We start from the raw sequence: 11,683 nt of genomic DNA, 5'->3' as shown, positions 1-11,683 counted from the left end.
CGTTGAACCTGTGAGCGACCCGCTCGAACGACTTGCGCTGGTGGCGCATCACCCCGCTAATGGTACTCACGGCGTGACGACCCTTCACGGATCGGCTAACGGGATGAGACGTGCACTCTGTCACGACTCCCACCGCTCAGGCGGAAGCGGCAGAGAGCCATGACAAACGAGCCGAGACTCCGACACCGGAAGGTTCAGAGCGTCGCGTACACGCGTGACAGCCCAACAGCGGGTTGCGACGAGGCGGGCGCATTATCGCACGGCTCGCATTCATCACCCTTCTCGATCCACAACGGGGGTAACAGTGACCGGAGTTGAACTGATCCTGGCTGCATTGGCTGCAGGTGCGACAGCCGGGATCACGGACACCGTGAGTGACGCCGTACGTCAGTCTTACGCGTCTCTGCGTGAACTGGTCAGGCGCCGGCTGGAAGTACGCAATGACGCAGCAATTCAGTTCCTGGACGCTGAGGAAGTCGAACCCAACGTGTGGCAGGCACAGCTCGGTGAGCATCTCGTCTCGGCGGGAGCGGACCGTGACGAACAGATCCTCCGTGCCGCCGAGACGCTGCTGGCTCAGGTTGAGTCCCACAGTGGGCCTGCGTCGAAGTACACCGTCGACGCCCGTGGAGCCAAGGGCGTGCAGACTGGTGACCACAGCACGCAGACGAACACTTTCAACTGACAGTGAACGATCACACGGCGGCTGCGGATCCAAAGCTTGTTGACCTCCGTAACGCGCATGGAGTTCAGGTCGGCGACAACAACATCCAAATCGCTAACTTCCTCTCGCGCCAACAGGCGGCTCCTCAGCCAGCAGAGTGGCCGGTGCTGCGGACTGTCGAGAGCCCCGTTCACTTGGGTGTGCATCCCACCCCCTCCGGCAGGGAGGGGGAGCCGCAACTGCCGCCCTACGTGCCGCGGGACTGCGACACGCTACTGCGCGACGCGCTACGGACCGCCTCTGCGGCCGGTGGGCTGGTTCTGGTGCTCGGCGAGTCCACCTCAGGCAAGAGCCGATGTGCCTTCGAAGCCGCGCACGCCATCGTTCCGGACCATCGGCTGCTCCACGTCCCACCCCAGGAACTCCTCAGCGGACTCGAGAGCATCCCCGACGGGATGCGGGTGATCGTTTGGCTTGACGACCTCGAGCACTACCTGGGGCCAGCTCGCTTGACGGCTCCGTGGCTTCGCCTGATGCGGCAGAAAGGCGTAGTGCTCCTGGCGACGATGCGCGTAGAGGAGTACTCGCGGCTGCGGTCCGCGTTGACGGACGACGGCCACCGCCTCGTCAGTGACGACATCCTCAGGCAGGCCGATCACGTAATCCGCGTGGACAGACGCTGGTCCTCATCTGAACTAGACCGCGCCAGTCGTTATAAAGACTCTCGACTCTCTGAGGCGCTTCAGCGGTCACATGAGTACGGGCTCGGGGAATACCTAGCCGCCGGACCCGACCTCATGACGGCATGGCTCAACGGGTGGGCGCCAGGCGCGCATCCAAGAGGCGCAGCCATCGTCGCCGCTAGCGTGGACCTTCGCCGTGCCGGCGTGCGCGCTCCCATTCCACTGTCCCTGTTGGAGCAGTTGCACGGGCACTATCTGCGTGGGCGCGGCGGTGCCCGGCTTCGTCCCGAGCCCTTCCCTCAGGCCATGGAGTGGGCAACTGCACAGGTCCGGGCCACCACCGGCCTGCTTCTGCCCACTGAGTTCGAGGGGCTTTTCACGGTGTTCGACTACCTCGTCGACACCACTCAGCGAGACACCAACGCATCTCCTGTACCGGAAGTCATCTGGGATGCGGCCCTGCAGATTGTTACCGAGGCCGATCGGGCTACGGTCGCGGAAGCGGCAGTCAGTGAGGAGCAGTACGACATCGCAGAGGGTATCTTCCGCAAGTTGGTGGATGCCGGCAACGAAGATGCCCTCTTCGGCCTGTGCCGGGCACTCCTAGGACAGCTGAGGCTGCACGATGCCGTGGAACTTCTTGAGCAACAGCTGACCGTCACTGTTGCGGAGCCGCGTCGGCACACCGTCTGCAGGTCCCTGCTCGGCATGCTCCTCTGTGTTGAGGAAAAGTTCGATGAGGCCGAGGTCCATCTGCGTCAGGTCTTGGATTCCGAATTCCCGGTTCCCGGTGCGGGGTATTATCTCGGCACAATCCTGTTGGAACAGGGGAAGCACGCGGAGGCGGAGAGTGTTCTGCACCCATGGGCGGGACAGGGCGATACAGATGCGTGCTGCGCGCTCGGAAAGGCACTGGAGGCCCTTGGTAGAAGAGAGGAGGCACTCCCTTGGTTCATCAAGGCAGCGGAGGCGGACAACAATGAAGCCATGATCTTTGTCGGGCTCAGCGCCAAGAATGAAGAAGACATGGCCACGGCAGAATCATGGTTCCGCAAGGCATCTGCACTCGGCGGTAAAAGTGGAATAGCAGCCGATGGGTTCTTGGCGATGCTCCTCTCTGCACAGGGAAAATTTGCTGAGGCGGAACCCTTTTGGCGCACCTTGGCCGAAGCTGGCGGGAGCCCGTTCGCTGCGCACCACCTCGGTCAAGCTCTGCTGGCTCAGGGCCGGGCAAGCGACGCCGAGTCATGGCTCCTCCAGGCTACCGAAGGCCACTACGACGGGGCCGTTGAGGCCAGGGTTCTGCTAGGGGGCGCTCTTGCCGAGCAGGGCAAGAGAGATGAAGCTCGGCGTTGGTGGCACGAGGCTGCCACAGACGGATCGCCGGAGGCGGCGGTGAGGCTCGGCTCCCTTTTGCTGGACCAAGATTCTCCAGACGCCATCGAGTGGCTTGAACGGGCGGCCAACGCAGGCCAGGCTCAAGCGAGTGGTCTTTTGGGAACGCACTTTGCGCAAATAGGCCAACATGCGGAAGCGCAAAGATGGCTCACGCAAGCAGTTGAGGGCGGCATTGCGTCCGCAGCGCACCTGTTGGGCCTGCTCCTTAGCCAGCAGGAGCGGTTCCAAGAAGCTGAAGAATGGTTCGAAAAGGCGGCCGAGTTGGGATGGCCGGAGGCGACCAAGTCTCTCGCCGAGTTGAGAGCGAGGGGGGCGCAGCCACGGTTGAGGGCGCTTGCCCAGCACGACGAACCACGAGCCGACGAGGCGTATACCGCTGGCCTTCACTTCCGAGACGCTGGTAATGAAGAGCAAGCCGAGGCAGCGTTCCGCGTAGCGGCGGAGCTTGGCCATGCCTATGCCGCCATGATGCTAGGGGTGGCGCTCATCAACAGGGGCGCAGGTGCCGAGGGTCTCGGTTGGATACACGAAGCCGCTGAGAGCGGGCGGTGCTCCGGCGCGGCTCTGACCCTGGGAATCCTGCTCAAGGAGGAAGGATCCCTGGACGAAGCGGAATCTTGGCTCAGACAGGCGGAGGAGGGCGGCCAGTCCAGTGCTGCTGAGGAACTCGGCAAGCTCCTACACGCTCAGAACCGCATTGAGGAGGCGGAGCCGTTGCTCCGAAAGGCGGCTACAGCTGGAAGTGCCGAAGCGGCAGGCGTTCTCGGCGTGCAACTCAAGGACCAGGGGCGCACGGACGAGGCATGGGCAATGCTCTACCAGGCAGCTACAGCAGGGTACGGGCTAGCGGCCACGGTACTCGGCCTCATGTGTCTGGAGCAGCAACGCGTTGACGATGCCATGAAGTGGTGGCAGTACGCGGCACAGGCTGGCGACCCTCTCGGAGCCCACACTCTGGGGACCGTATGGGAACAGAACGGGCGGATCCAAGACGCAATCGCTATGTACACCCTGGCCGCCAATGAAGGGCATGCGGACGCGATTGTTGCCCTGAACCGGCTGCGGACTCAGGGGTTCTGAGCTTGATCACTAGCTTCGCAGATCACCCGACCGCCCGACCTGCTAGATCTTCCAGTTCCAGGGAAACGCGAATCGGTCATCCTACATGCCTCGAGATGTTGAGTTACGGAATTCATCGAAGTGAACGTCGGTCTCCAGGGGGTAGCCCGCATCCGCCGGGCACCCTCCCAGAACCCAGGGTCTTTGAGAAGTGATCTTGTGTCCGGGTTCGTCATGCCAGGCCGAGGGCGGTGAGGGGCCGCAGGTGGTTTCGGGCGGTGTGGCGGAGGGCGGCTGCGATGTTGGCGTGGCCGTCCTGACGGTGGACTCCGATGGCGAGGTTACGCAGGCCGGCCATGACGCGGGGTAGGTGGCGGGTGCGGATGTGCGAGGCGTCCTCGTGGAAGGTGCGGTCGCGGACGTGGTGAAGCTGGTTCTCGATGCGCCAGTGGCCGCGGATCCAGGCCGCAAGTTCGCTGCCGTCGGCCGCGCCGGGCGGCAGGCTCGTGACCAGGTAGATCCGTTCGATCGTCAGTTTGCCCGTGCCCATGTCCCGTCTCCAGCGCACGACTTGGAGGGCCTGGCGTGCGTGGGGATAGTCGATGTGGGCGAACGCGGCGGTCTTCAGGCGGCGGATCTCGTCGCGGTGGTGGGCCCGGGTGCGGTCGACGTGGTCCAGGCGGATGTCGCGCCAGGGAAGGCGGCGGACCCGCTTATGCAGTCCGGGGTGGTTCCGCTTGATGACGGCCAGATAGTGAGCCCCGCGTTCGTGCAGGTAGGAGGCGTGATCGCGCTGGGTGTGCAGGGCGTCGGCGGTGATCACGGCACCGGTCAGGTCGATGCCGTCCAGGAGCGGGGCGAAGGCCGGGATCTCGTTGCTTTTCCTGTCGATCTGCCGTTGGGCGAGGACCTGGCCGCTGTGGGTCATGGCGGCGATCAGGGCGGTGGCCGCCCGCGTGGCGCTGCGGGAGCCGCGGAGTGTCTTGCCGTCGACGGCGATGACCTTTCGTCCCGGGGACGGGGCCTGGCGTTCCTGGAGGAAGTCGCCGATGGCGCGGTCGAGGGCGTCTCCGTCCGCGGCGGCCAGGACGAGTCGGACGGTCGTGGCATGGGGTGGGCGGATCGGATCAGGCCGGTCAGCGGGTCGGGCCGGAACCCGAGCAGGGCCAGGACGCGCTGCGGCGCGTCAGCAACCCACTCGCCGATCGCCGTGATCGAGGCGGCACCGGCCAGAACGGCGGCGGCCGCAGAAGTGAGCAGCGCCGTCCATGGGTGACGGACGCCGCGACGGGCCCGCGGGTCAGGCACCGTGGCCAGAAACCTCCGCAGGTCAGCGGCTGTGGCCAGCGGGGCTGGACCGGAGGCTTCCCCCAACTGCTGAAGGCATGACGGCATGCGGGAAGATGGGCGCGCAGGCATGGACTCGCACGGTGCTCATACGGACTCGACACCCACATGATCACCAGCGGCCATGCCTGTTCTGCGTCCAGGAGCGCCTCCGGGTAGAAGCCGACAAGCCGTCACATTCGGCTCTCAGCAGGCGAACGGCCCACCTCGGCACTTCTCAAAGACCCTGTCCCAGAACCGACCGCATCAATCAGCGGCAACCAGCCGACCAGGCCACCTTCGTGTCGAATGCCGCCGAAACCGCCTCCGAGCACAAGTGCGAGATGTGCGTGGCACTCGGGCGCTTCCGCGGGGAGACCGCAGGGAAGCGGATGCAGTCGCTGTGCGAGGACTGCCGCACCCCTCCATACCTCGGCCGCTTTCGGCTCACAGTTCCGGTTCGAGAGAACGGTCACCGACGCGCCGGTCGCCGCCGCGGAGTGGGGAGACGGGTGACGTTCCCGGAATGCCCGAGCTCCTCGCGGGCCTGGTCGAGCTCCAGATCGAGCTCGGCGACGATCCGGCGCAGTGTGGCGGTGACGGCGCGCTCCTTGACCAAGGCTTCCGTCGCGTCGGCAAGCTTCTTTTTCAACTCGGCCTTCTGATCGGCTAGTTCCTGCATGGCAGCCGGTGTGGCGCTCTGCGCCTTGACGCGCGCCTGGAACTCCTCCACGAGGTCCTTGTGGTCGCCGTAGGCGACATCGCGCCGGAGCCCGGACTCACGAAGCAGCTCGGAGGCGGTGAGTTTCCCAGAGACCGAGCGCAGGGGCGTGCCGGCCAGGAGGCGGTCGGCTGCGGCCCGAAGCGCGGCACGTTCGGCTTCCCGATCCCGCGGGCGTCGGCTGGTCATGCGGTCCTTTCCCCGGCGTCAGGGGCGCCGTGTACTTGGTGGCGGTCGATGATCCCCGACAGTTGCGCGGCCTGCGCCGCCGCGCGGTCGCGCCGGGGCCTGGGGGCCAGCGGGTCGGCCGCGTCGGCCCGGTGCCGCTCGCGCCGGCGCTGCACGTCTTCGATGTCACGGTCGGTGTAGGCGAGGTTGACGCACGAGGACCGGCACTCCGACTCGTCCGGCGTGTCATCGTCCGGCAGCCCGAGCGCGAGCTTGGCCTTGCGGCAGGCGGCCGTGGCCGCACGCCACACGCACGTCATGCCCTGCCCGTGATAGATCGCGGGATCCATCTGTTCCAGGAGGCGTTCCACGCTGCCGGCGCTTGTCACCACTCGGCCCTCGAACGACGCGGTGCGCTCCACGCGGGCCCGGTACTCGTCGGCAGAGGGGCCGCTGACGTGCTCACCGGCCGCGAGGCGCCGGCCGTCCTGTTCGACCTGGTCGATGATGAGCTCGAGTTTCTCCACGGCGATGTCGTGCAGCCAGGAGGGATCGGCATACCCGGCATAGCTCAGGGTCACTTTTGTGTGAATATAACCGTATTGTAGTGCAGCTGCGATCAGTCCCCGCGGCTTGCGGACGATGAAGCGGGCCAGGGTGCGGCGGTAGCGGTTGGCGTTGATGCGGCCGGCAGGATCGGCCGGGATGGGGGCGCCGCGATCTGCTCTGCGGTAGGTGGAGTTGATCCAGGAGATCAGATCCTGGATGTCGTCATTCATGGCGCGGCCTGTGCGTGCGTTGACCGTGGCGGGACGCTCGCCGTGGGCGCTGATCAGGCTGGAGGGAAAGAGCAACGGAAGATCGTGCAGCTCTTCCAGAAGGCCGATGGCCGCGTGCACCACGTCCACGACCACCCACGGACGCAGGGGTTCGGAAACGTCCGGCTGGTCGGGGACGCGGTCGAAGCCCTTGCCGCGGAAGCCATGGACCAGGAGCTCACCTGTCTCTTCGTCGGTATCACGGCATCCCCGGCGCAGATTGAGAACCTCGCCGGGACGCATTCCGGAGAGGTAGCAGACCGCCGTGAACAGTGCGGCAGACAGCAGCCGCACCAGGGAGGGAAGTTCCCCGATCGTAATGGGGTGCTCACGCCAGGGGCGGCCATGGACCTGTCCGGTGATGCGGCCGATACCGGAGAAGGGCGCGACGGGCAGACCGCTGTCGGCAAGGAGATCCCGCATGGCCGCGGACACCCCTTGGCGGTGCGCCTTCGGGATGCCCATGAGTCGTTTGATGTGCCCATGGTTGATACCTCCCCCGTCGTGGCCGGGCAGGGCGACGCCCTGTTGACGGCAGTACGAGAGGTATGCGCGAAGCCGTTCCTCCCGTGTGCCGGTGTACCTGGCCTGCGAGACGTGCCTCCCGGCCTCCAGTTGCTGGTATTCGTGCCAGGCGTCGCGGATGTCGGGGCCGACTTCCTCGATCATCACCAGGGTCCAGGCCAAAAGGCCCTCCATGGTGTCGTCGGCGATGCGGGGTGTCTTGTTCTCGCGTTCCGTCCCTGCCGGTGCTCCGACGACCTCCTTGGCGGTCTGGCCGGCCCAGGGGAAGTCGCAGTCGAGGCGGCACTGGGCGGGCATGTGCTCGCTGAAGAGCCACAGCAGGCGCACCGCGGTGATCAGGTCCGACTTTCGGCGGCTGTCGCGGTCCAGGCCGAGCACGTAGGTGCGGAAGCTCTCCAGGTCGGCGTCGCGTACCTCGGAAAGGTCGCGGCACCCCTGCTCGTCCAGCCAGAGCGCCAGGACCCGCATGTCAATGACCCAGTAGGGGAAGCTGCCGACGCTGGCCTGCTCGGCGGGGCGCTGCCGCCCGCCCGGCTCGACCGGGACGGGGTGGTCCAGGGCGGCCAGGAAGAACGTACGGAAATGCCGACGCAGCGCGGCGGGGAAGCTGGACCAGGAGATGGCCGAGATCTGAAGGTGCGCGTCGCGGTGGGCCGGCTGGACATGCCATTGCTCATCTGCGAATCGCGACATGCGCGAGGGCGGAGTACCGATCCGTACCGGTCGGTTGCGGAGGATGAGGACGTCGTCGGCAGGCCAGAGCGCCTGCCCCGGCAGGCTGCCGCCTCCTGGCGCGGGAGTGGCCGAGGGCACGGTCATCGAAGATCCAGCCTTCCGGCGAGCAGGTCGTCGATCAGTTCGCTCTGCCCGTCGCTCAGCTTGGCGCGGGCCTGCTCGCGCTCGGCAGGGGTGTAGTGACGCAGGATGTCCTCCAGTCGGTCGGCAGCCGCTTGGTATTTCGCGTGCCAGGTCGCGGCATCGGAGTTGGGGCGGGTGGCGAGAAGACGGTCGCGAACAACGATCTGGACCGGCAACTGGTGTGGGAGAGCACGAGCGTTCCCGCATCCCAGGCATGCGAAGAACGAGGCCGTGCACGGTGTCCCCGGCGGCGTGTCAGGCCCGGCGAGGTGATCGACGCATCCGGTCAGCACTGTGTCCTGATCCCCGGCCAGCAGCCGCTTCAGGGCTTCCGGGTCGAGCCCGGCCTCCGCCGCTGCCGCCTCCGGGTCCCGAGCCGCGCGGTCGAGGAAGGCCGGGGTGAACACCGGGACTTCCATCGCTGTGCGTGCCTTCGCGACCTGTTCGCGCAGCGCCTTGCCGACCACGGAACGGCTCTGCTCCTGCACCGTGCGGCTGCGCTTGAGGTAGTGGTCCCGCAACGTTTCGCGGCTGTGGGCGACCGGGCGCCGCTTCAGCTCCAGCGCACTCTGGCGGATCCGCCGAACCTGCACGACGGGGGGTCCCCCGGCGACAGCTTCGCGCATCGAGGGGAAGCCCCGCGTCTGACTCCAGTGCTTCACGTGCACCTCGGTGTTCCACATGTCTCTGCCGAACGCGGAGCGGCGCTTCGGGCTGTAGCTGATGAACGGGCGGGTCGCTCCGCTGAGGCGGCGAGCGGTCTGTGTCAGCTCCAGCAGCAGCTGGTACACCCGCAGCGGCGAGTGGAAGAGCCGGGGCTCGGCGTCCTCGGATTCGGCCAGCTCGCGCAGGGAGGCGGGGAGATCCTCAAGTGCGGCGACCATGTGCTCACGGTCGGGGCCGCGACGCGGTTTGGCCTCCTCGACCAGGGCCACCGCTTGCGCCGTCACCCCGCCGTCGGGCCGGGTGTGCAGAGCCGGCCACGTCTTGACGGTCCCGAAGTTCTCCGCGGTCAGCGCGCTCAGCAGCAGCGCGAAGGCCGTCGACTCGTCGCGGGTGAGACTCAGCATGCCGCTGATGGCCATCGCGCCGCCGAGCCGGGAGACCTCGTCCCGCAGGACACCGGACTCGTTCCGGGGCAGATCCCCCGTCGTGGCGAACTGCTCCAGCATCCTTCCCAGGGCCTCCTCTCTGCTGCCCGGTATGAGTTCACCGTCCCGGAAGCGGGCCAGAAGCCGCACTCCCGCACGGATGCGGTCCCGGCTGATACGGACATCACGGCGCACAGCGGTCATGATCTGCTGCCACTCGTGGTCGCTGTACGCCATGACCTGCGTCGCCTCCGCGGCGGCGGGAAGCCGTGTGCGCAGGAGAGCGTGGAGGGCCTCTTCCGTCAGGTCGTCGCGCTTGCACATGAGACGCCGCAGCGCTTGCAGGTGCAGCCGCAGGCTCGTCGGATGGTCCTCGTACCGGTCGCGAAGTATCTGGAAGTGTTCCGGCGCCAATTCTTCCGGCGTCGACGGCACACGGCCGGCCTCCGACAGCACCACCGTGAAGCGGCGCAGTATCCAGTGGTACCTCTTCGCCGTGGCCAGGCGCTTACTGCCGCCACGCGCACCGCACCGGGCCGCCAGCAACACGGCCATCCACCGCTGCATCGCGAGCGGCGCCGGGAAGGACGAGAAGTCGAGGATGTGACTCTTCCCGCTCTGTTCCTCGTAGAAGACCACCGTGGTTCGATCCCCGTCGGCGGGCAGCCGCTCAGGAGGCTGCCAGTCCGAGGGCGGCTGGGACGCTCGTTGGCCACCTCGCCTACTCACTGGGCGTCTCCTGGAGTGGCTGCCACGGCAACGGGCACGATGGTGGAACCGCCGTGCCGCGCGAAGATGCGCACCAGCGAGTCCACGCCAGCTTGCTCGTCGTCATCGAGCAACGACATCAAGTAGGACAACTGCAGCCCCGTGAAGGGCTCCAGGTAGTGGTCCCGGGTGGTGTCCGGGTGTTTGTGGCCGAGCAAGATCGCCAACTGTAGCCAGATGTCCCCGAGTTGATCTCGGAAGTCCTCGATCTCCTCCGAGGTGAATCCCTCCAGCCGCCGCTCCTCCAGCAGGGACAGGATCGAGAACCATTTCAGGGCGAAGGAATGCCGGCACATATGGGCGGTCGCCCATAGCGGGCATTCGTGACGGATCCGTTCGCGCTCCTCCCCGGTCAGGCGCCCGTCCGGATCGGTTCTGCGCACCCACGCTTCCGCGACGCGTTTGTTCGCGTCGTCGAAGGTGTCCTCCCAGCTGTGGACCTTCTTCGGCAGTCCGTTCACCGAGAGCCACAGGCAGAGCGGCTCCAGCCCGGCGGGGGTCCGGCGGAAGAGCATGCGGCGTTCGTCCGGCGCGAGCACGTCCAAGGCCAGCGCCGCCGGCCCGCTGCGGCCCTCAAGATAGAGCTCACCGGTCCGGGGGTTGTGGCCGGTGGCAATCCGCACGCCGCGCAGCCGGTCGTACCGGCCCCGCTGCTGAGCTCGGCGGATCACCTCCGCCCGCGAACCCTCCAAAGGATCCGCATAACCTTCCACCGACTGCAGTACACGTCGCGGGATCCAGTACTTTCGGCCTTCTTCACCACCCTTGATGCACTTCGCGGCCAGCCACGCCTCCCCCATCCGCTCTGCACCTGATGCGGGGAGTTCGACATCCAGGCCACTGACCCACTCCCGAACCCGCAGACCAGTGCCGTAGAGCCCGTCGACGAAGGCGCAGTCGCGGTCCTCGTTGAACCCCCGCCATCCATCCCGGCGCAGACCATCGAAGTCGAATCCGCGCAGACCGATGTTCCGCCACTGCTCCAGCGCAGCCCGCAGCAACCACTTCACCTGGCGGCGTCTCGAGCCCGCCGGCCGCAGTGGGTCCCGGCGCTGCTGCGTGTAACCCGGCCCGGGCCTCCAGGCGGCTTCGTCCGAGTCGTCGGCCTGGACGGTCGGCACCGGGTTGAACACTCCGTAGCGCGAACTCGCCCAGGTGTAGAAGGAGTTCAGGGCCGCGCGGTCCGTATCGAATGAAGTCGGTCGGATCCGTTCATCATTGCGCAGGTCCGTGATTCGCCAGTCCTTGAACGCTTCGACATCGCGTACGCTCGCGCAGTCCCACGACGTGCCGATGGCATCCAGGAAGTCCAGCCACACGATCAGCGCGTACGCGTACCGCCGCCAGGTGCTTGCTTCGTGTGCTGCCATGCGGCCCGTGCGGAAGAAGAGGTTGATGCGAGGGTCCGGCCGACCCGACGGAGAGGTGATGACTGGGGTGCCGTGGCGCGCGCCGTTGCGGGCCGCTCTATCGAGCAGATCGCCGAACCTCAGAATGTCCGGATCGTCGGTGGTTGGGGGTGGGACGGTGAAGTCATAGAAGTCCACATTCCAGTGCTCCAGTACGTTCACGAGCCCCCTCCCGACACATCCTGAACCGACAAC

General features: G+C 66.6%; 8 protein-coding genes and 1 pseudogene. 2 read left to right on the top strand and 7 right to left on the bottom strand.

The genetic code is table 11. The features are described from left to right. Positions 1-304: 304 nt before the first annotated feature. Positions 305-685 carry a hypothetical protein gene (locus ACWEEU_RS15335; protein ID WP_161107190.1) on the top strand — a complete coding sequence of 127 codons (381 nt, stop codon included), beginning with the start codon at positions 305-307 and terminating at the stop codon, positions 683-685. Positions 686-1,005: 320 nt separating this feature from the next. Here ACWEEU_RS15335 and ACWEEU_RS15330 read toward each other — a convergent pair whose 3' ends face one another. Continuing rightward, positions 1,006-1,323 carry a hypothetical protein gene (locus ACWEEU_RS15330; protein ID WP_451732443.1) on the bottom strand — a complete coding sequence of 106 codons (318 nt, stop codon included), beginning with the start codon at positions 1,321-1,323 and terminating at the stop codon, positions 1,006-1,008. A 330-nt stretch (positions 1,324-1,653) separates the two neighbouring features. Here ACWEEU_RS15330 and ACWEEU_RS15325 point away from each other — a divergent pair, with 330 nt between their 5' ends. After that, complete coding sequence (locus tag ACWEEU_RS15325; protein ID WP_451732440.1) at positions 1,654-3,825, top strand: tetratricopeptide repeat protein; 2,172 nt, start codon at positions 1,654-1,656, stop codon at positions 3,823-3,825. Between the two features lie 211 nt (positions 3,826-4,036). Here the strand turns inward: ACWEEU_RS15325 and ACWEEU_RS15320 are convergent, their stop codons facing one another. The 6 genes and pseudogenes from ACWEEU_RS15320 to ACWEEU_RS15295 form a co-directional block, all read right to left on the bottom strand. After that, the gene (locus ACWEEU_RS15320) at positions 4,037-4,891 is read right to left on the bottom strand and encodes an ISAs1 family transposase (RefSeq protein ID WP_451732723.1); all 855 of its coding nucleotides are present in this window, start codon (positions 4,889-4,891) and stop codon (positions 4,037-4,039) included. A gap of 122 nt (positions 4,892-5,013) precedes the next feature. Then, positions 5,014-5,199 (bottom strand): annotated as a pseudogene (locus ACWEEU_RS15315) (transposase family protein); the annotation flags it as partial. 403 nt (positions 5,200-5,602) lie between these two features. Then, positions 5,603-6,040, bottom strand: coding sequence for a hypothetical protein (locus ACWEEU_RS15310; protein WP_161107188.1), 438 nt, complete (start codon positions 6,038-6,040; stop codon positions 5,603-5,605). Beyond that, a complete protein-coding gene (locus ACWEEU_RS15305) occupies positions 6,037-8,181 on the bottom strand; it encodes an integrase (RefSeq protein ID WP_451732437.1) in 2,145 nt (714 codons plus the stop codon). The genes ACWEEU_RS15310 and ACWEEU_RS15305 overlap by 4 nt, the downstream gene beginning before the upstream one ends. Next, entirely contained in the window at positions 8,178-10,040 is a 1,863-nt protein-coding gene (locus tag ACWEEU_RS15300) for a hypothetical protein (protein WP_451732434.1), read from the bottom strand. Before ACWEEU_RS15300 ends, ACWEEU_RS15305 begins: the two co-directional genes overlap by 4 nt. Further along, a complete protein-coding gene (locus ACWEEU_RS15295) occupies positions 10,037-11,650 on the bottom strand; it encodes an integrase (protein WP_451732431.1) in 1,614 nt (537 codons plus the stop codon). Before ACWEEU_RS15295 ends, ACWEEU_RS15300 begins: the two co-directional genes overlap by 4 nt. Positions 11,651-11,683 lie beyond the last annotated feature (33 nt).

This window comes from Streptomyces sp. NPDC005004, assembly GCF_053600675.1.
Note: the sequence above shows the minus strand (reverse complement) of the source record. Positions and strands in the feature narration are given on the sequence as shown.